The sequence below is a fragment of the Bradyrhizobium barranii subsp. barranii genome (genome assembly GCF_017565645.3).
Lineage (GTDB): Bacteria > Pseudomonadota > Alphaproteobacteria > Rhizobiales > Xanthobacteraceae > Bradyrhizobium > Bradyrhizobium barranii.
The window spans coordinates 3,251,915-3,271,115 of record NZ_CP086136.1 but is presented as its reverse complement, the minus strand read 5'-3'; the positions used below and the strand labels follow the sequence as shown (position 1 = coordinate 3,271,115).

General features: G+C 64.8%; 17 protein-coding genes. 11 read left to right on the top strand and 6 right to left on the bottom strand.

All coding sequences use genetic code 11. The features are described 5' to 3' along the window. Positions 1-4: 4 nt before the first annotated feature. The 5 genes from J4G43_RS15730 to J4G43_RS15710 form a co-directional block, all read right to left on the bottom strand. Complete coding sequence (locus tag J4G43_RS15730) at positions 5-1,438, bottom strand: hypothetical protein (protein ID WP_208085372.1); 1,434 nt, start codon at positions 1,436-1,438, stop codon at positions 5-7. Then, positions 1,435-2,595, bottom strand: coding sequence for a radical SAM protein (locus J4G43_RS15725; protein ID WP_208085370.1), 1,161 nt, complete (start codon positions 2,593-2,595; stop codon positions 1,435-1,437). The genes J4G43_RS15730 and J4G43_RS15725 overlap by 4 nt, the downstream gene beginning before the upstream one ends. Beyond that, positions 2,592-4,556, bottom strand: coding sequence for a RiPP maturation radical SAM C-methyltransferase (locus J4G43_RS15720; protein ID WP_208085368.1), 1,965 nt, complete (start codon positions 4,554-4,556; stop codon positions 2,592-2,594). The genes J4G43_RS15725 and J4G43_RS15720 overlap by 4 nt, the downstream gene beginning before the upstream one ends. Next, complete coding sequence (locus J4G43_RS15715; RefSeq protein WP_208089331.1) at positions 4,553-5,611, bottom strand: radical SAM/SPASM domain-containing protein; 1,059 nt, start codon at positions 5,609-5,611, stop codon at positions 4,553-4,555. Before J4G43_RS15715 ends, J4G43_RS15720 begins: the two co-directional genes overlap by 4 nt. 70 nt (positions 5,612-5,681) lie before the next feature. Continuing rightward, complete coding sequence (locus J4G43_RS15710; RefSeq protein WP_028150121.1) at positions 5,682-5,936, bottom strand: hypothetical protein; 255 nt, start codon at positions 5,934-5,936, stop codon at positions 5,682-5,684. A gap of 266 nt (positions 5,937-6,202) precedes the next feature. On the opposite strand from J4G43_RS15710, the gene J4G43_RS15705 reads away from it, so the two are divergent. From J4G43_RS15705 to J4G43_RS15655, 11 genes are all read left to right on the top strand, one after another. Continuing rightward, positions 6,203-6,652, top strand: coding sequence for a (2Fe-2S)-binding protein (locus J4G43_RS15705; protein WP_014497095.1), 450 nt, complete (start codon positions 6,203-6,205; stop codon positions 6,650-6,652). 11 nt (positions 6,653-6,663) lie between these two features. Next, complete coding sequence (locus J4G43_RS15700) at positions 6,664-8,850, top strand: xanthine dehydrogenase family protein molybdopterin-binding subunit (RefSeq protein WP_208085361.1); 2,187 nt, start codon at positions 6,664-6,666, stop codon at positions 8,848-8,850. A gap of 46 nt (positions 8,851-8,896) precedes the next feature. After that, complete coding sequence (locus tag J4G43_RS15695; RefSeq protein ID WP_208085360.1) at positions 8,897-10,180, top strand: NAD(P)/FAD-dependent oxidoreductase; 1,284 nt, start codon at positions 8,897-8,899, stop codon at positions 10,178-10,180. Beyond that, positions 10,173-10,625 (top strand): sulfur oxidation c-type cytochrome SoxX, encoded by a 453-nt coding sequence (soxX, locus tag J4G43_RS15690; RefSeq protein ID WP_071915994.1) that lies wholly within the window; start codon positions 10,173-10,175, stop codon positions 10,623-10,625. The genes J4G43_RS15695 and soxX overlap by 8 nt, the downstream gene beginning before the upstream one ends. Positions 10,626-10,629: 4 nt before the next feature. Further along, positions 10,630-11,097: a SoxY-related AACIE arm protein gene (locus tag J4G43_RS15685; RefSeq protein WP_063984851.1), complete on the top strand. Its 468-nt coding sequence runs from the start codon at positions 10,630-10,632 to the stop codon at positions 11,095-11,097. Next, on the top strand, positions 11,097-11,414 hold the full coding sequence (soxZ, locus tag J4G43_RS15680; protein ID WP_014497100.1) for a thiosulfate oxidation carrier complex protein SoxZ: 318 nt from the start codon (positions 11,097-11,099) through the stop codon (positions 11,412-11,414). The genes J4G43_RS15685 and soxZ overlap by 1 nt, the downstream gene beginning before the upstream one ends. Next, positions 11,411-12,190 carry a sulfur oxidation c-type cytochrome SoxA gene (soxA, locus tag J4G43_RS15675; RefSeq protein WP_208085358.1) on the top strand — a complete coding sequence of 260 codons (780 nt, stop codon included), beginning with the start codon at positions 11,411-11,413 and terminating at the stop codon, positions 12,188-12,190. Before soxZ ends, soxA begins: the two co-directional genes overlap by 4 nt. 58 nt (positions 12,191-12,248) lie before the next feature. Continuing rightward, the gene (locus tag J4G43_RS15670; RefSeq protein ID WP_071915996.1) at positions 12,249-13,598 is read left to right on the top strand and encodes an ABC transporter substrate-binding protein; all 1,350 of its coding nucleotides are present in this window, start codon (positions 12,249-12,251) and stop codon (positions 13,596-13,598) included. After that, positions 13,595-14,533 carry a carbohydrate ABC transporter permease gene (locus tag J4G43_RS15665; protein WP_208085356.1) on the top strand — a complete coding sequence of 313 codons (939 nt, stop codon included), beginning with the start codon at positions 13,595-13,597 and terminating at the stop codon, positions 14,531-14,533. Before J4G43_RS15670 ends, J4G43_RS15665 begins: the two co-directional genes overlap by 4 nt. Next, positions 14,530-15,384 (top strand): carbohydrate ABC transporter permease, encoded by an 855-nt coding sequence (locus J4G43_RS15660; RefSeq protein ID WP_210387335.1) that lies wholly within the window; start codon positions 14,530-14,532, stop codon positions 15,382-15,384. Before J4G43_RS15665 ends, J4G43_RS15660 begins: the two co-directional genes overlap by 4 nt. Before the next feature lie 160 nt (positions 15,385-15,544). After that, positions 15,545-17,476 (top strand): S9 family peptidase, encoded by a 1,932-nt coding sequence (locus J4G43_RS15655; RefSeq protein WP_208085355.1) that lies wholly within the window; start codon positions 15,545-15,547, stop codon positions 17,474-17,476. 56 nt (positions 17,477-17,532) lie between these two features. Here J4G43_RS15655 and J4G43_RS15650 read toward each other — a convergent pair whose 3' ends face one another. Beyond that, positions 17,533-19,200 (bottom strand): regulator, encoded by a 1,668-nt coding sequence (locus tag J4G43_RS15650; RefSeq protein ID WP_208085353.1) that lies wholly within the window; start codon positions 19,198-19,200, stop codon positions 17,533-17,535. Position 19,201: the final 1 nt, after the last annotated feature.

The window sequence follows — 19,201 nt, the reverse complement described above, 5'->3', positions numbered from 1 at the left end:
CCGGTCAGTGCGGACGACCACTCGTCGCCGAGAGGGCCGCGGAGACCCGCCCTGCGCGTCCAGGCAGCAAGGCAAATCCCATCGATGCCGCAAGCGTGTCCATATCCCCAAGCCGGTGCAGCGATCGGTCGGTGCCGATCACGATCACTGATTTCGCGATCGCGCGGACAGCGGCAAGCGCTTCGCGGCCGCCAAGCCGTTCCGGATCGACGAAAGCGAGGTCGACGCCATCAGGCGCGAGACGCGACAGCGCCGCAATCGCCGCGATGCTTGTCCCACCGAGCACCGGCAATGACGCACCGAGGCGCCGGCGCGCGGCTTCAGCTAGCGCGGCATCTTCCTCGGCACCGTATAATCTCAGCTTTGGCCTCGTCTGCGCGATCAATTCCAGCAGCAAGCCATCGCCGCATCCGACATGCACGGCCGATCCCGCGCGGCGTAGCGCAGCGGTCTGCTCCCAGACCACCGTGCTGAAGCGCGAGCGCATGGCGAAGGGGTTCTCGAAACCGGCCGCTTCAAATCCGCCGCCGAGTTCGGTGAGGATACCGGCGCTGTCCGCGGGCTCGACCGCTGCGGCCTTTCGCTTGTCCAGGTGCGCCGCCGCCGCGCGCTGACGAGGCCGCCGATGCGACGGTGTGCCCTCGTCGGACAGCCATGTGCAGCGGAAGGCGGCCGTCGCAATTTCGGCAATGCCATTGACCAGCGACGCCCCCATCGTCCAATCCGCCATCTCTTCCAGCCAACTCATTTCCTCGGCCAATCCCAGCTGGCGGCCGAGATCGATGAACTCACGCGAAAGATCGCGCGTAGTGGAACAGTCGGCAGAACAAGGCGCGTGTCTCACCGGCCCCAGTCCCAGAACCGCGAGCGCGACATGAGCAGGTACGGCCGCCTTGTCCGCGCGCGCGAGGATGCCGGCCAACGGATCGCTTCCGCCGCGCCCAAGATAGTCCGCCCAGGACCTTGCGCAGCATGCGGGATAGCCGAACCGTATCGCGGCCTGCTCCAGGCCGTCCGGCGCGGGCTCAGCGATCGATGTGTCGAGCGGCGCGGCGCCGATCAGGAACGCATAGTCGAGCAGCCGCTTCGGTTCGGCGATCGATGCCTCAAGCGGCCAGTCGGCGGCATAGCCGAGCGACGCCTTGACCGGCTTGGCCTCGAGGCCAATCGCGCGCGCCCGCTCGGTCAGGGCGTCGATGCCATCATAGCCAGTCCACACCAGCGTGGCCGGGATGCGCTTCCGGCGCACCATCTCGAATTCGATCGCTAGCGCCGCATGCCTGAGGCGATCCAGACGCGGCTGCCAGAGCGCGCGCGCCTGCGGGCCAGTGAAGCTGATGCGCTGCGTCACTGCCTTGGCGACGGCCGGCTCCCGCGGTGCGGCCGCGAGCGGAGGACGGGGCCAGGTCAGCCAGCAGGTCGGCCAGGCGGACGTCATGGTGCGTCCGCCTGCTGGAGCAATGAATGCAGGGTCGGATTGTCACCGATCGACCAGGCGGCGATCATCTTCGCTTCGAGATCGGACCGGCGCTCCGACCGGCTGATCGCGACCTCATCGTTCGCCTGAAGCTCGGTCTCGATGTCCTCGAACAAGCCGAACCACACCGGGCAATCGATCGAGCGCATCCGCCAGTCGCCGTCGATCGCGGTGCCCGGACAATTGCCCTTGCACGCGAGGAAGAACCGGCACCCCTCGCATCCGCCATCGGCCTGCGGCGTCCTGTAAAGCGAGAGCTGGCGCTCGAAGGCCTCGCGGCCGGCACGCAGATGGGTCACACCATCCTTGTTGGTGCGGCCGCAATTGCCGAGCCGGCCATCGCTCTCGACACCCACCACGGCGCGCGTTGCATAGGGATCGCAGGCGTGGAAGACGCATGAGGTCTGCGCGTCATCGCCCCTGAGCATCGCGGCCATCTCGGCGAAGATGTCGAACTGAACCGACGGCAGCTCCTGTTCGAGCCGGCGCAGTCGCCTCAAAGCCGCAAGGTTCTCCTGCGCGGTGAGCGCGAGACCCTCGCCCCTTTCCGTTTCGTCCTGCTCCAGCAGGTGCAGGCGCAGCTTGCGCACGCCAAGGCTGCCGAGAAACCCGATCCACTCGCACAGCACGCCGAGCCGAGCCGGCGTGGCGTTCATCCGGTTGAGCGTCACGATCACGTTCGGCGGCATGCCCTCCCGGCACAGCGTCTCGATCGCCGCCTCGATGCGCGCCGTCGCACGCCGCGTCGCCGGCAGGCTGCCGGCCCAGCGGGCATCGTTGAGCGGTCCCGGCCCGTCGATCGAGATGCCGATGCGCACGTGGTATTTCCTGAAGAGCTCGATGTCGCGCTCCTCGATCAGCGTGCCGTTGGTCTGCATGCCGACGCCGCCATGGCGGTCGAAGCCAAGCTGCATCAGGCGCTCGAGATCGGGCCGGCGCGTCAGCATGATCTCGCCGCCGAACAGGCTGAAGGGCTCCGCCAATCTGTCCAGCGTCGCCATGATCGCATCGAGATCGTAACGCGTCGGCACGTTGCCGGCGGTGCGGATGCCCTCCTGATAGCAGTAGCGGCACTTGATGTTGCACTTGTCGCCGAGGGGGCGGACTTCGACGGTCATGGCTGCACCCGTTCGAGGTCAGCCGGCTCGTCGCGGGCATTCGTCAAGGCCGCGAGCAACCCGTCTGCTTCCGGCAGCGCGATACGCTCGCGTGGCAGGACGAATCCGAGTGGAAATTCGGCGCGGGCGTCGGCGTCAAAAATCTCCCTGCCGGCCTCGGTGACGAGCGACAACACTCTGCCGTCGATTTCGATCGCGAACCGTCGCGCCAGAATCGTATCCAGTGCGGCCTCGACTGATGCCGCATCCAAACGATCGGCAAGCTGTTCAATGACGCTCAGTCGCGTGCAGGGATTGCGCAGCAGATTGAGCACGGCGATCTCGGCCGGTGTCGGGCAATAGAACGGCTGGAGCGCGCAGGCCCGGGTGTCGCTGACGAGATGCGCCGTGCCGACCGCCGTCATCGTCAATTGCGGCGCAAAGGGCTGATCGAACCAGCGCGCACGCCAGGCCGCGCTCGCGGCCTTGAGCGACACCAGATCCTGCTCGCGCGCGGCATCGGGTGCGTCGCCCTCGAAGAAATAAGCGAGATCGAAGAGATCCTCGTCAGGGACATCGTAGATCGCGCCATAGGCCGGCATCGGCGTGACGTTGCGGAATCCGATCTCGGCGGCGCGCTCGAAATTGGGGCTGAACCGGTCGAGCCGGATACGGCCGCAGCCGACCGGCGGCTGAAGATGTTCGAGCAGCGGAACCATTTTTGCGACGGCGTCGTAGGCGTCGCGGGGCTCGCCGGGAAATCCGTACAGGATCGACCAGACCAGCCCGACGCCGAGCTCGCGGCAATTGCGCAGCAGGCGGAGGTTGAGCAGCGCGCTCACGCCCTTGCGCATGAGATGCAGCACCGGATCCGACAGGCTCTCGATGCCGGGCTGCAACCAGACCGTTCCCGCGAGCGCCAGCTTCTCGAGCTGCGCCTCGTCCATATTGGCCTTGATCTCGTAGAAGAAGCGAAAGCCGTGCGCCGGGCGTTCGGCGAGCCTGCCCAGCACGCCGTCGATATGGGACATGCCCAGGATGTTGTCGGTCGCGGCAAAGCGGCCGATGCCAAACTCCGCATGCAGGGTCTCGATCTCGCTGAGCACGCGCGGCGCCGACTTGGCCCTGAACGCCATGCCATCGCCGTTGAGGCCGCAGAAGGTGCAGTGATGCTTTTGTCCCCACCAGCAGCCGCGCGAGGACTCGAACGGAATAGAGGGACGCACGCGCGCGGCTTCGGACATCCAGGGCAGTTGCGCGAAATAGTCGGCGTAGTCGGGAATCGGCAGCGCATCCATCGCGGTCGGACCGGCTGCTGCGCCAGCAGCCGGCTGGTCGCGGGACAGGCATCCCGGGAGGCCGCGGGGCGCTTCGCCGCGCAGGATTGCCTCGACGGCCGGCCCGAACACGGTATCGGCCTCGCCGTTGAAGACATAGTCGATCTGCGCAAAGTTCTTCAGCAGCACCGCGCCCATCGGCCCATGGCAATTGGCGCCGCCGAAACAGACGACGACGGACGGATCGCGCGCCTTGACCGCGGCCGCGATCGCGAGCGAAGCGGCCGTCTGCTCGAACATCGAGGTGAAGCCGATGATCTTGGGGGTGCGTTCGAGCAGCCGGTCGGCCGCTTCCGCCACGAAGGACGGAATCAGGCTGCGGCGGATCTCGTAGAGCTGGTCCAGCCCCTTGCGCTCGATGGCGGCGCTGAGCTCGCTCAGATGACGTTGCGCCTGCGGCCGGTCCGGCCGCACGCCCAGGCAATCGCCGAACAGCCAATCGCCGGCGAGGAGGTGGCTCGGCAGCTTCTCCGCAAGCTGCTCGTTCGGATCGAGCCCGATGCGGTCGGCGAAGAGCAGGTTCAGATAGAGCGTCTTGGCCCGAATGCCCTTCTGCCGCAGCAGGGCCTGCAACAGGCCGAGCGCCGCCGACGGCCGCACCACGGACATTACCGGCGCCGAGCAGAAGAGGACATCGACGCTCATTGTGCGGCCACGAGGTTGGCCGATGCGGCTTGCCCGTCCAGCAGGATTTCGCAGGTTTCGATCTGGCCGCGGCGCGCTTCGGCGGCTTCGCGCACGCGCGCCAGCAGCTCTGGCGAGCGGAAGATGCGGTCGCAGGCGGTGCAGATGCCGTCGAAATCCTCAACGCGCATCGGCACGGGATCGGCGGCCGTGACTGCGGCGAGGATGGCGACGGGTCCCTCGAGCCTGATCCATCTGTAGAGCGGATCGTCCGCGGCCGCCCGCATCGCGGCCTCGATCCCTTCCTTCGCGATGTGGCCGACCTTCAGCGAGTCGTAATGGGGAAGCACGCCGCAGCAGGGCCGGATGCCGCCCTCGTGATCGACCGTGACGGTGTGGAGAACGGACTCGCAGGGACCGCGATAGGCCGAGGCGTGGCGAACGCGCCCCGCCTGCGTGTCCTCGTCCGTGCCCTCGCCGCGTCCGGTCGAGTTGGCGACGGTCTCATAGATGTTGATGCCGGGCTCGTCCTGAAGATCGAGATCGGCGCGCAGGCTGGCGGCGGTGATCTTCGAACCCGCCTCGACCACCACGGCGATCCGAAGCAGCAGGCCGCATTCGCGCGCAGCCGCGACCGCGTTGGCAATGAAATTCAGCGGCACGAACTCGGCGTGGGGATCGTCGTAAGACAAGGTCATTTCGGTGAGCCCGGCCGCGCGCAATTGCCGAACAGCCGCCGTTGCGCGCGCGGGCGACTTGGCCCAGAACGCGCTCGTGGTGATACCCGCGCGCAAGCCCAGCGACGCGGCCAGTGCCACGGCGTCGGCAACGATATCCGCATGCAGCATCGGATCACCCCCGACGAAATGGATGATCTCCATCGACGGGATCTGTGCGGCCTGCTGAATGCAACGATGAACGTCCGCGGCGGACAGGTGCCCGCCGTGAAACATGTCAGATGAAAAGCAGCAATGCGAACATTTGAGCGGGCATTTCAGAGTGACGTTCAGAACGAGATTGGTAGGCGTCACCCTGGCCGCGCGGAAATCGGATAAAAATTGTGCGCCGAACGCCATGGCCGACGACCTCATATCCCGGCTGCCCGGCGAACCGGTCAGCCGGCCATCGTGATCTGCAGATGCGGGATCAGAGGATGTCGATATGGATCGTACCGGCCTGTACGCCGCCGCTACGCGTGGCCAGCTTGTTCCGCAGCATCGACGCCGTCTGGTCGTCGAGCTGTACGCCAACGCTGCTCAGATAGGAGACCGGGTCCTTGCTGACGTCGCTGGCAAGGCTGAGCAGATCGGCGTGGGTGGTGAGTCCGGACGGTGACTTGGCTTTGAGATCGTTACCTGACGCGAGAACTTTTTCGAGATCGATCGTGACGATGCGGCCCATGAAGATTCTCCCTTAGGATGGACTAATGATCCATCAAACCAAAGGTTGTACAATACCCTCAGATAGTCAAACGAATTCGATGCGACCAACGGCTGCGGATTTGCACCGCCGTTCACAACGCAACACCGCGCTTCCAACATTCTTCCCCGCGCATGCCAGCCTCGCTGTTGGCCACCCCTCGGACTATTGATTTGAACAGTTCCAATTTGCCAGACACATTGTTCCCTGAGTCCGATCGGTGGATTGGGCCAATCAGGGGACTTGCGATGGCAAACCTAACAATCAACGGAAAAACCTTCACGCTCGACGTCGAGCCGGATACGCCGCTGCTCTGGGCGATTCGAGAAAATGCCGGCCTGACCGGCACCAAATATGGCTGCGGCATTGCGCAATGCGGCGCCTGCACCGTTCACATGGACGGCGTTGCCACCCGTTCCTGCGGGATTTCGGTCAGCGAGGCCGAAGGCAAGAAGATCACCACAATCGAGGGGCTCGCATCCGGCGACACGCTGCACAAGGTGCAGGCAGCCTGGATCGCCAAGGACGTTCCGCAATGTGGCTATTGCCAGAGCGGCATGATCATGGCGGTGGCCGCACTCCTCGCCGAAAAGCCGAAGCCGACCGACGCCGATATCGACGAGGCCATCACCAATATCTGCCGCTGCGGCACCTTCCAGCAGGTGCGCGAAGCGATCCACACGATCGCCAGCGCCTGAGGAGCCGCCCCATGAACAAGCATGTTACTCCCAAGATGAACCGTCGCGCCTTCGTCATCGGCACCGCCGCTGTCGGCGCCGGCCTCGCCATCGGGCTCGATCTCCCCTTCGGTGGCCCCGCCGTGGTCCGCGCGGCCGACGGCGCGCCGGAAGTCAACGCCTGGGTCGTAGTCAGGCCCGATGACACCGTCGTGATCCGCATCGCCCGCTCGGAGATGGGCCAGGGCTCGCTCACCGGCCTGGCCCAGCTGGTCGCCGAGGAACTCGAATGCGACTGGTCGAAGGTCACGACCGAATACCCGACTCCCGGCCAGAGCGTCGCCCGCAAGCGCGTCTGGGGTGATTTCTCGACCGGCGGCAGCCGCGGCATCCGCAGCTCACAAGACTATGTCCGCAAGGGCGGCGCCACCGCGCGCGTGATGCTGATCGAGGCCGCCGCGAACGAGTGGAAGGTGCCGGCCTCCGAATGCACCGTCGCCAAGGGCGTCATCACCCACAAGGCGTCGGGCAAGACGACAACTTACGGCAAGGTCGCCGAAGCCGCCGCCAAGCTGACGCCGCCGGCGGACGTCAAGCTCAAGGATCCCAAGGACTGGACCATCGCAGGCAAGGGCCTGTTGCGGCTCGACACCGCCGACAAGACCACCGGCACGATGGTCTACGGCATCGACATCAAGCTGCCGGGCATGCTGAACGCCGCAATCAAGGACTGCCCGGTGTTTGGCGGCAAGCTGAAGAGCTATGACGAAGCCAAGATCACCGGCATGAAAGGCGTCAAGAAGGTCGTCAAGGTCGGCGATACCGCGGTTGCGGTCGTTGCCGACACCTGGTGGCACGCCAAGACCGCGCTGGAAGCGCTGCCGATCGTCTGGGACGAGGGCGAGAATGCCAAGGTCTCCAGCGAGTCGATCGCGAAGTGGCTGGCTGAGGGCCTCGACGACGCGCAGCCGGCCTATGTCGGCAACAAGAACGGCGATGTCAAAGCCGCGATTGCCGGCGCCGCGAAGAAAGTCGAAGCCGTCTACAACTACCCCTACCAGAACCACGCCACGATGGAGCCGATGAACGCCACCGCGCTCTACACGGCCGACAAATGCGAGGTCTGGTGCGGCACGCAGAACGGCGAGGCCGTCTTCGCGGCGGTGCTGGAAGCCTCCGGCCTGCCGGCAGAGAAGTGCGACATGTACAAGGTGATGCCCGGCGGCGGCTTCGGCCGGCGCGGCCAGACCGACTATGTCCGCCAGGCGGTCATGATCGCCAAGCAGATGCCGGGCGTGCCGATCAAGCTGTTGTGGTCGCGCGAAGAGGACATGGCGCACGGCAGGTATCACCCGATCACCCAGTGCAAGATGACCGGCGCGTTCGACGCGAACAACAATCTGGTGGCGCTGCACTACCGCCTGTCCGGGCAGTCGATCCTGTTCTCGCTGCGCCCCGAAGCGCTGCAGAACGGTATGGATCCGGCCGCATTCCAGGGCGTCGCCCAGTCCGGCGAAGCCGCGTTCGGCTATTCGGTGCCGAACCTCCTGGTCGAGCATGCGATGCGCAACCCGCACGTTCCGCCCGGCTTCTGGCGCGGCGTGAACGTCAATCATAACGCGATCTACATGGAATGCTTCATGGACGAGCTGGCCCAGGCCGCAGGTCAGGACCCGCTCGAATTCCGCCGCAAGCTGATGGGCAACCATCCCAAGCATCTGGCGGTGCTCAATGCCGTGGCCGAGAAGATCGGCTGGGACAAACCGGCGCAGCAGGGCGTCTATCGCGGCATCGCGCAGGTCATGGGCTATGGCAGCTATGTCGCCGGCGCCGCCGAGATCTCGGTGACCGACGGCAACAAGATCAAGGTGCATCGCATCGTTGCCTCCACCGATCCCGGCTACGTCGTCAATCCGGCGCAGGTGGAGCGGCAGATCGCCGGCTCCTTCGTCTATGGCCTGTCCGCGTTGTTCTACGGCGGCTGCACCGTCAAGGACGGCAAGATCGAGCAAACCAACTTCGACACCTACAACTCGATGCGCATCAACGAGATGCCGAAGGTGGAATCGGTGATGGTGCCGAGCGGCGGGTTCTGGGGCGGCGTCGGCGAGCCGACCATCGGCGTCGCGGCGCCGGCGGTGCTCAACGCCTATTTCGCGGCGACGGGCAAGCGCATCCGCTCGGTGCCGCTGCGCGACCAGAACATCACCTTCGCCTGAGAAACGCCGCGGCGGCTGCAACGGCCGCCGCGGCATTTTTGCCTGGATGATCCTGATGACCACGCGCCCGGTGACACGGCGGAATGCCGTGCTCGGCATCACCGCGGCCGCCGCAACGCTGGCGCGGCCATCGGTCCCGCGCGCGCAATCGGCAGCACGTATCGTCGTGGTCGGCGGCGGGTTCGGCGGCGCGGCCTGCGCCCGCGCGCTGAAACGCGCGCAGGAAAACCTGCAAATCATCCTGATCGAACCGAACACGGTCTTCACCTCCTGCCCCTTCAGCAACGAGGTGATTGCGGGCCTGCGTGAGATCGACGCGCAGCAGTTTGACTATGACAAGCTGGCCGCCGAGGGCATCACCGTGATCGGCGAGGCCGTCACCACGATCGAGCCGCAGCGGCGCAGCGTCGTGACGACCGACGGCGTCGCGCTGCCCTATGACCGTCTCGTACTCTCCCCTGGCATCGACTTCCATTTCGAGGCCCTGCCCGGCTATGACGAAGCGGCATCCGAAAAAATGCCGCACGCCTGGAAGGCCGGGGCGCAGACGCTGCTGCTGCGCAGGCAGCTGGAGGCAATGGCGGACGGCGGCACGGTCGCCATCGCGATCCCGGCCAATCCCTCGCGCTGCCCGCCCGCGCCCTACGAACGCGCCAGCCTGATCGCTCATTACCTGAAGACGAAGAAGCCGCGCTCGAAGGTGCTGGTCCTCGATGCCAAGGACAGTTTTTCGCAGCAGCGGCTGTTCGAGAAGGCGTGGAAGGAGCTCTATGGCGACATGATCGAGCGCATCGCGCTGTCGCAGGGCGGTCGCGTCACCTCGGTCGATCCTTCGACAAGGACCATCATCACCGAGTTCGGCAACTACACGCCTGATGTCGCCAACGTCATCCCGCCGCAACGCGCCGGCCGCATCGCCGAGATCGCGGGCGCGGCGGATGCGACCGGCTGGTGCCCGATCGATCCCGTGACCTTCGAGTCGAAGCTCGTCCCGAACATCCACGTCATCGGCGATGCCTGCCTCGGCGGCGGCATTCCCAAATCGGCGTCGGCCGCGAGCGCACAGGGCAAGGCCTGCGCCGCCGCCATCGTCAACCTGTTCGCGGGCCGCGCGCCGGAAGCGCCGCGGCTGACCGGCGTCTGCTATACAACCGCCGCGCCCGGCTACGGCTTCTCGCTCGCCGGCAATTACCAGCCCAGGGGTGACATCTTTGCCGAGGTCGAGGGCGGCGCGACCAGCCCGGTCGATGCGCCGCGCGAGCTGCGCGCCCGCGAGGCCGCGGAGGCAGAACGCTGGTTTCAAACCATCACGGCGGACACCTTTGGCTAGAGAATTCCTTCATATCGCAGCGCTGATCGCCACCGGCGTTGCCTTGGCTTGCGGCGCAAGAGCCGACGAGCTCGTGCCCTACAAGATCATCGGTGACACCATCCCGGAGCCGCTCACGGGCTCACCAGCCGATCCCGCGCGTGGACGCGCGCTGGTGGTTGCGCGCACCACGACCTGCATCCTTTGCCATTCCGGTCCGTTCCCGGAGGCGCGGTTCCAGGGTGACCTCGCACCCGATCTCACCGGCACCGGAAACTGGTGGTCGGCGGGCCAGTTGCGGCTGCGGCTGGTCGATGCATCGCGCTACAACCCGCAGACCATCATGCCGTCCTATTATCGCAACGACGGGCTGGTCCGGGTCGGGCGCAATTTTGCCGGCAAGCCGATATTATCCGCCGCGGAGATCGAAGACATCGTGGCCTTTCTTGTAACGCTTCGGAACTAGCTTCATGCCAACCACGCGACGACAATTCCTGAGTATTGCAGGCGGCGCGACGGTCGCCGGAACGATTCCGATCGTCACGCTGCGACCGCTGGAAGCGACGCCCGCGATGCTCAGCACCGCCATCCGCAACGTCGTCGGCGAAGCCCAGATTCGCACCGGCAAGGTCAAGCTCGACATTCCACCGCTGGTCGAGAACGGCAACACGGTGCCGATGACGGTGAGTGTCGCAAGCCCGATGACCGCAAACGACTACGTCAAGAGCATCCACGTCTTCAACGAGAAGAACCCGCAGCCGAACATCGGCAATTTCTATCTCAACCCCTCCTCCGGCCGCGCCCAGGTCTCGACCCGGATCCGGCTCGCCGACACCCAGAAGGTGGTGGCAATCGCACGCATGTCCGATGACACTTTCTGGCAGGTCGCCGCCGACATCGTCGTGACGCTGGCCGCCTGTACCGAGGAGATGAACTGATGGCCGCGCTCATCAACGTCCCGGCAAAAGCCAAACGCGGCGATGTCATCGAGATCCGCACGCTGACCTCGCACATCATGGAAACGGGCTTCCGCCACACCGCGGACGGCGCGCTGGTGCCACGCGACATCATCACGAGTTTTACGTGCCGCTACAATGGCACCGAAGTTTTCCGCGCCGACCTGTTTCCGGCGATCGCGGCCAACCCATATCTCTCCTTTTTCACGGTCGCGAAGGAGAGCGGCAAGTTCGAATTCGAATGGATCGGCGACAACGGCTATTCGTCGACCGCATCGGCCTCGATCACGGTCGAATGATCTTTTGGCGCGCGATAGCGGCGGCAACATTGTTGGCCGCGGCCCCTGCCCTGCTCGCCGGCGAAATTCCGCCGGACGCGCGCCGCTCCGGCTATTCGTTCATGGGGCCGGACACGCGCGCGATGCAGGATGACGACACGTCCAATCCGGGCATGCTTTTCGTGCTCGACGGCGAGGCGCTCTGGGCGAAGAAGGCCGGCAGCGCCGACAAGGCCTGTGCGGACTGCCACGGCGATGCAACGACCAGCATGAAGGGCGTCGCGGCGCGCTATCCGGCCTTCGACAAGGCGCTGGCGCGCCCCGTCACCCTCGACCAGCGCATCAACCTCTGCCGTGCCAATCATCAGCAGGCGCCGGCGCTGCCCTACGAGAGCCGCGACCTCCTGGCGCTGTCCGCCTTCGTCGCCCACCAGTCCCGCGGCGTCGCGATCACGGCCGGCGATGATCCGGAGCTGAAACCTTTCGTGGCGCAGGGCCGCGACCTCTTCATGCGGCGCGAGGGCCAGCTCAACCTCGCCTGCACCAATTGCCACGACGACAATTTCGACAAGCGTCTTGCGGGCGCGCCGATCACGCAAGCGCAGCCGACCGGCTATCCGCTCTACCGCCTGGAGTGGCAGACGCTGGGGTCGATCGAGCGAAGGTTGCGCAGTTGCATGACCGGCGTACGCGCCCAGGCCTATGATTACGGCGCGCCCGAGCTGCTCGCGCTTGAACTCTACCTGATGTCGCGGGCGCGCGGCCTGCCGATGGAGACGCCTGCCGTGCGTCCCTGAGTCCCCAGATTAGGACTAGGCAGGCGTGGCACGGCCGTTAGTATCCCTCCCAAAGAAAATGAATCAGAGGGAGGGATTTGACGTGGCCAACCATAACATCTCGCGCCGCACGCTGTTGACGGGGACCGCCGCGGCTGGCGCGCTCAGCCTGACCGGACTACCGGCACGCGCCGAGGTCAACTGGAAGAAATACGCCGGGACCAAGCTGGAGGTGATCCTCGCCAAGGGTCCGCGCGGCGACAACCTGCAAAAAAACATCAAGGAGTTCACCGAGCTCACCGGCATCCAGGTGGAATCCGAACAGATCCCGGAGCAGCAGCAGCGCCAGAAAGTGGTGATCGAGCTGACCTCGGGCCGGCCGAGCTTCGACGTCGTCCATCTCAGCTATCACGTCCAGAAGCGGCAGTTCGAAAAGGGGGGCTGGCTCGCCGACCTGACGCCCTTCATGAAGGATCCGACGCTGACGGCACCCGATCTCGTCGAGAGCGATTTCTCGGCCGCCGGCTTGCAATACGCCAAGAACGACAAGGGCCAGATGCTGTCGCTGCCCTGGTCGGTCGATTACTTCATCCTCTACTACAACAAGGAGCTGTTCCAGAAGAAGGGCGTCGCGGTCCCCAAGACCCTCGACGAGATGGTCGCGGCCGCCGAAAAACTGACCGACACCAAGGAAGGCACCTACGGTTTCGTCGGACGGGGCCTGCGCAACGCCAACATGACGTTGTGGACCAACTTCTTCCTCAACTATGGCGGCGAATTCCTCGACGCCAAGGGCAACATCCTGACCGACGGTCCAGAGGCGGTCGCGGCGACAAAGCTCTATCAGACGCTGCTGACGAAGGTCGCCCCGCCAGGCGTCGCCGGCTTCAACTGGATGGAGTCGATGGCCTCGTTCACGCAAGGACGTTCGGCGATGTGGATCGACGGCGTCGGCTGGGCGCCGCCGCTGGAGGACCCCGCCGCCTCGCGCGTCGTCGGCAAGGTCGGCTACACCGTCGTCCCGGCCGGACCGAAGGGGCAATATTCGGCCACCTATGGCGACGGCATCGGCATTGCCGCGGCGAGCAAGAACAAGGAAGCCGCCTATCTGCTCTGCCAGTGGGCAGTCTCGAAGCAGCAGGGCGCGCGGCTGCTGCAGGCCGGCGGCGGCGTGCCGTTCCGCAACTCGATCCTCGGCGATCCCGAGGTCCAGAACGGCGTGAAGATGCCCAAGGAGTGGCTGCAGTCGGTGATCGATTCCGCCAAGATCAGCAAGCTCGGCCTTCCCGTCGTGATCCCGGTCGCCGAATTCCGCGATCTCGTCGGCGCGGCCCTCACCTCGACACTATCGGGCGCCGATCCCGCGACCGAGTTGAAGAAGGCTCACGATCAGTACCGGCCGATCCTGGAGCGCAGCGAAAAAGCGTGAGTGCGTTGACACAATCGACTCCGGCCGCGGCACAGTCTGATGCCGCGCCGGAGAAGGCGTTGCGGCCGCCATCCTACTGGCCGTTCGTGGTGCCGGCGCTGGTCGTCGTGCTCGCGATCATCATCTTCCCGTGGGTCTTCACCATCTGGATGAGCCTGAACGAGTGGAAGGTCGGCTCACCGACCACCTTCGTCGGGTTTTCCAACTATCTGCGGCTGACGAGCGATCCGCGCTTCATTGAGGCGGTGGGCCATACCATGGTCTACACCGTGCTGTCGGTGGCGCTGCCCCTGATCCTCGGCACGGCCTCAGCCGTGGTGTTTCACCAGAAATTCGCCGGCCGCGGCTTTCTGCGCGGTATTTTCATCATGCCGATGATGGCGACCCCCGTCGCGATCGCGCTGGTCTGGACCATGATGTTCCACCCGCAGCTCGGCGTGCTGAACTACCTCTTGTCGCTGGTCGGGATACCTGCGCAGCTCTGGGTCTTCCACCCCGCGACCGTCATCCCCTCGCTCGTGCTGGTCGAGACCTGGCAATGGACGCCGCTGGTCATGCTGATCGTGCTCGGCGGCCTCGCCGCCATCCCGACCGAGCCCTATGAAAGCGCGCAGATCGACGGCGCCAGCTTCTGGCAGGTGTTCCGCTTCATCACGCTGCCGCTGATCATGCCGTTCCTGTTCATCGCCGGCATGATCCGCATGATCGATGCCGTGAAGAGTTTCGACATCATCTTCGCGATCACGCAGGGAGGACCGGGCTCGGCGTCGGAGACGATCAACATCTATCTCTACAGCGTCGCCTTCACCTATTACGACCTCGGCTACGGCTCGGCGATCGCGGTGGTGTTCTTCCTCCTCATCGTCGCCCTGGCGGCCGTGATGCTCTATGCCCGCCAGCGCATGCTGTGGACCGAAATTGCGAGCGGCGCATGAACCCAGGTCAAATCAGCCCAAGTCAAATCAACCTACGTCAGGTCATTGGCAGGATCGGTCTGTGGCTGTCGGTGTTCGTCATCGTGTCGCCGGCGATCCTGTTCTTCCTCTGGATGGCGTCTCTGTCGCTCAAGTTCGAGGTCGACAATGCCGCCTACCCGCCGGTGTTTATCCCCGATCGCATCGCCTGGAAGAACTATGCCGACGTGCTCGCTTCCAACCGCTTCCTGACCTATTTCGTCAACAGCCTGATCGTCACCGGCGGCGCGACCACGCTGGCCCTGCTCGTCGGCGTTCCCGCCGGCTACGGCATCGCGCGCATGGCCGCGCACAAATCCGCGATCGTGATCCTGATCGCGCGCATCACGCCCGGCTTGTCCTATTTGATCCCGCTGTTCCTGCTGTTCCAATGGCTGGGATTGCTCGGAACGCTGGTGCCGCAGATCATCATCCATCTCGTCGTGACGGTGCCGATCGTGATCTGGATCATGATCGGCTATTTCGAGACCACGCCGCTGGAGCTGGAGGAAGCCGCCCTCATTGACGGCGCCACGCGCTGGCAGGTCTTTCGCCATGTCGCCCTGCCGATCGCCAAGCCCGGGATCGCGGTCGCCTTCATCCTCGCCGTGATCTTCTCCTGGAACAATTTTGTGTTCGGCATCGTGCTGGCTGGACGCGAGACGCGCACCCTGCCCGTCGCCGTCTACAACATGATCTCGTTCGACCAGTTGAGCTGGGGACCCCTGGCCGCCGCCGCGCTAATCGTCACTCTCCCGGTGCTGCTGCTCACGGTGTTCGCCCAGCGACAGATCGTGGCGGGGCTCACTGCGGGCGCCGTCAAGGGCGGGTAGCTGCGCCAATCTCAATCCTCTGGGGAGCGCACTCTTGCGCGCTTCCCGCGCCACGAGCACGCGCTCTACTTGGAGTTGACGCAAGGTTTTCGCGTGTATATGCTACATGTCGTAGCACTACGATGCGTGATGGAAGTCGCGCCTGCGTACGAGACGCCACATGTCAGCTCGCCCTCTGATTCCGCGCCGAAAACTGTTTGGCAATCCGACCTACGTCGGCACCAAGTTGTCACCAGATGGGCAATGGCTGTCCTGGCTCGCCCCTGTCGATGACGTTCTGAACGTCTGGGTTTCTCCGGTCGACAGCATTGCGGCGGGCCAGCCCGTAACACGCACCACGGGCCGACCAATCAACTGGCAGAGTTGGAGCCCGGACGGCCGCTACATCATGTTTCTCAACGACGAGAACGGCGATGAGAATCTGCGCCTGTTCGTCGTCGATCCCCGCAGTTCAGAGCTCCGGGATCTCACGCCCTTTGCCAATGTCCGAGCGATGCCGACGCACTGGTCGCACATGGTTCCCGACAAGATTGCAGTCAGCCTCAACGATCGCGACCCGCGCTGGCACGATGTCTACGTGCTCGACCTCGCAACCGGCGAACGCAGCCTGGTTTGGGAAAATCGCCAGGAGTTCCACTACGTCGGGCTCGACTGGCAGTTGAAGCCGCGCTACGCGCACAGCAACGCGCCTGACGGAGGCACACGGCTCTGGCGTATTGACGACGGCGAGGTCACGCATTGGCGCGATACCTCATACGAGGCCTACATCAGCACCCGGCCCTGGAATTTCGACGCGGAGGGCAACTACCTCCATATGACTTCGAGCGTCACGCACGACAAGTCGGCCCTGCTAAGCATCAACTGGTCCACGGGTGACGAACGTGTCTTGTTCGCAAGCGACCGCGCCGATGTGACGGGAGCCATATTCAACACCCGGACACTCGAACCCGAAGCGGTCTGCATCGATCCCGGTCGGCAGGAATGGACGGCTTTGACGCCTGCGATTGCGGCCGAGCTTGATCTGATCAAGGCGCGACTACGCGACCACGCGTTTTATGTGGAGAGCCAAAGCGACGATGGCCGCCGATGGGTCGTGGCGAGCCACGCGCCGGATCAACCCATCACATATCATCTCCTTGACCGCGACAAGCAGACCATCACCGAGCTGTTTTCGGCGCGCCCCGAGCTGAAGCCCTACCGCCTCGCTTCGATGCAGGAAGTGCAAGGCAAATCGCGCGACGGCCTGCCCCTCGTCTCGTACCTCACGCTGCCCGCCGACATCGATGGCGATCGCCCGCCTCGGCCGCTGCCGATGGTCCTCATCGTCCACGGCGGTCCGTGGGGACGGGATATCTACGGCTATTGCAGGGATCACCAATGGCTGGCCGATCGCGGCTACGCCGTGCTTTCGGTCAACTATCGGGGATCGACGGGCTTCGGCAAGGCGTTTGTCGCGGCGAGCGAGAAAGAGCATGCGCGAAAGATGCACGACGATCTCATCGACATGGTCGATTGGGCGATCGCCGAAGGCATCGCGCAAAAGGACAAAGTCGCGATTTTCGGCCTGTCCTACGGCGGCCTGGCCTCGTTCGTCGGCGCAACCTTCACGCCGGACGTCTTCTGCTGTTCCGTGCCGGTCGTCGGCATCTCCAACCTGCAAACCCTGCTGGAGTCGATGCCACCCTATTGGGCCGGCTTTGCGGAATTCATGTATCGCAGCTACGGCGATCCCCGCACCGAGGAAGGCCGCAAGCTGCTCGCCGAACGTTCACCGATCAACAAGGTCGACAACATCAAGAAGCCCATGCTGATCTTTCATGGCGCCAACGACGTTCGCTGCAAGATCGCGGAAAGCGACACCATCGCAGCGGCTATGCAGGCGAAAGGCATTCCCGTGACCTACATCGTCTATCCCGATGAGGGGCACGGATTCCAGAGGCCGCCGAACCAGCTCTCCTATCTCGCAATTGCCGAGGCGTTCTTTGCACGGCATCTGGGTGGCGCCTGCGAGCCCGTTGGCGAGGATTTCCGGGGATCCAGTCACGAGGTTCGTGCCGGGGCCGATATCCTGTCCGATCTGGGCGTCGCCTGAAAAAACGCCGCCGGGCGACATGGTGTCACCCGGCGGCGATCAATACTGGCCGATGCCTACTCCGCAGGCGCGGCGTGCATCTCCGGATGGGTGGCATAATGCTCGGTGGCGCCGAGCTTGCTGGCGGAAAACAGTCCCGCCGCCATCACCGCGTAGGCGAACGCCACCGCGGGCGTGACGCCGAAGCCGCCGCCGATGCCGACGGCTTCGCCATGCATGAAGCCGAAGTAAGTGAGCACGGCACCAACCAGCGCGAAGGCCGAGGCCTTCTCGAAGTCGCGCTCGATGATGAAGACGCCGATCGCGCCGAGGATGAGGCCGCCGAGGATGGAGCCGCCGCCCATCACCTCCAAGCCATGATAGAACACGCCCTGCTGTGGCAGCGCGGCGATCGCGGCGGCCTTGACCGCGTCGGCCTTGTCGGCGGCAAGACCGCCGACAGAGGTCGCCGCCATCATGGTCGAGCCGAGCATGGTGTCGATCTGGAGCTTGGCCCAGGCGGCAAGATGCGGCGTCAGCGCCAGCACGATCGCGGGCGCGTGCTTGACCGGCGTGGTCTGGAATGCCTGCGCGCCGATCAGCATGCCGATATAGAGCAGGATCGGCGAGATCGCGACGACGGGCACCAGCGCCAGCAGCACCGAGATGATGCCGAACCAGGCCAGCACCACCACCATGATGCCGGTCGCCGCCGAGTAACCGATGCGGCCGCCCATCGCCTTCCAGCCGGGATGACCGATATAGACGGCGTTGATGAAGGGGTTGCCCATCAGGCAGCCGATCAGGCTGACGACGCCGTCGGCGGTGAGCACCCGCGTGGTCGGATATTCGTCACCGGCCGCTTCCGCACTCTCGACATTGTCCATGGCCTCGACGAGGTCGTAGATGCCGAACGGAATGGCGGTGACCAGGATGATGCCGAGGAATTCGAAGCCGGAGAAGACGTAGCCCACGGCCGGGATCGGCACCGAGAAGCCGAAATTGGCAAAGGCAGCGCCGACGCCCGCGATGCTCAACCCACCGAGGCCGAGCCCGAACAGGTTCGAGCCCCAGGCGATGACCATGCCGACCGCGATCGCGACGAGACCGGCAGGGATGCCGCGCCAGTATTTCACGCCGCCGAACCAGCTCACCAGGATGATGGCGAAGCAGACCAGGCCGATCTGCGGCGTCATGTACATCTCTAACGCAGGACGCATCGAGATGAAGGTGATGGAGACGCCGGCGAGCGTGCCGAGCAGCGCCGCACGCGGCGTGATCCTGCGGATGAACGGCGCGATGAAGCCGCCGATCATCAGGATGAAGCTCTGGAAGAACACCCAGACGAGGCCAGCCGACCAGCCCTTGAGCGGATCACCGGTCTTGATCGTGATCGGCAGCATGATCACGAAGGTGACGATGAACATGTGCGGCACGCTGACGCCCGACGGCAGTGCGCAGACATCGTTGCGGCCGGTCCTCTGCGCGAGGCGATAGGCGAGGTAAGCGTAGTAGAAGGTGGAGAGGCACATCATCAGCCCGAGCGCGGGCAGGATGCGGCCGAACACGAGACTATCAGGCATCTTCAGGACGAAGCGCAGCAGGCCCGTGAGCACCAGCATGTTGACGAGGATGTTGGTGCCGAAGCCGAAGAACGCGTTCCAGTCGCCCGATGTCCATAGTGCCGGCTTGAACTCGGACTTGTTCAGATCAGATCTGCCGGCCGTCCCTGTCAATGTGCTCATT

Excerpts from the sequence above, each read along its gene's own strand:
- J4G43_RS15670 (WP_071915996.1), top strand. The coding sequence starts at position 12,249 with ATGAATCAGAGGGAGGGATTTGACGTGGCCAACCATAACATCTCGCGC.
- soxA (WP_208085358.1), top strand. The coding sequence starts at position 11,411 with ATGATCTTTTGGCGCGCGATAGCGGCGGCAACATTGTTGGCCGCGGCC.
- soxZ (WP_014497100.1), top strand. The coding sequence starts at position 11,097 with ATGGCCGCGCTCATCAACGTCCCGGCAAAAGCCAAACGCGGCGATGTC.
- J4G43_RS15720 (WP_208085368.1), bottom strand. The coding sequence starts at position 4,556 with ATGAGCGTCGATGTCCTCTTCTGCTCGGCGCCGGTAATGTCCGTGGTG.
- J4G43_RS15710 (WP_028150121.1), bottom strand. The coding sequence starts at position 5,936 with ATGGGCCGCATCGTCACGATCGATCTCGAAAAAGTTCTCGCGTCAGGT.
- J4G43_RS15725 (WP_208085370.1), bottom strand. The coding sequence starts at position 2,595 with ATGACCGTCGAAGTCCGCCCCCTCGGCGACAAGTGCAACATCAAGTGC.
- J4G43_RS15730 (WP_208085372.1), bottom strand. The coding sequence starts at position 1,438 with ATGACGTCCGCCTGGCCGACCTGCTGGCTGACCTGGCCCCGTCCTCCG.
- J4G43_RS15655 (WP_208085355.1), top strand. The coding sequence starts at position 15,545 with ATGTCAGCTCGCCCTCTGATTCCGCGCCGAAAACTGTTTGGCAATCCG.
- J4G43_RS15705 (WP_014497095.1), top strand. The coding sequence starts at position 6,203 with ATGGCAAACCTAACAATCAACGGAAAAACCTTCACGCTCGACGTCGAG.
- J4G43_RS15650 (WP_208085353.1), bottom strand. The coding sequence starts at position 19,200 with ATGAGCACATTGACAGGGACGGCCGGCAGATCTGATCTGAACAAGTCC.
- J4G43_RS15715 (WP_208089331.1), bottom strand. The coding sequence starts at position 5,611 with ATGGCGTTCGGCGCACAATTTTTATCCGATTTCCGCGCGGCCAGGGTG.
- J4G43_RS15685 (WP_063984851.1), top strand. The coding sequence starts at position 10,630 with ATGCCAACCACGCGACGACAATTCCTGAGTATTGCAGGCGGCGCGACG.
- J4G43_RS15660 (WP_210387335.1), top strand. The coding sequence starts at position 14,530 with ATGAACCCAGGTCAAATCAGCCCAAGTCAAATCAACCTACGTCAGGTC.
- J4G43_RS15695 (WP_208085360.1), top strand. The coding sequence starts at position 8,897 with ATGATCCTGATGACCACGCGCCCGGTGACACGGCGGAATGCCGTGCTC.
- J4G43_RS15700 (WP_208085361.1), top strand. The coding sequence starts at position 6,664 with ATGAACAAGCATGTTACTCCCAAGATGAACCGTCGCGCCTTCGTCATC.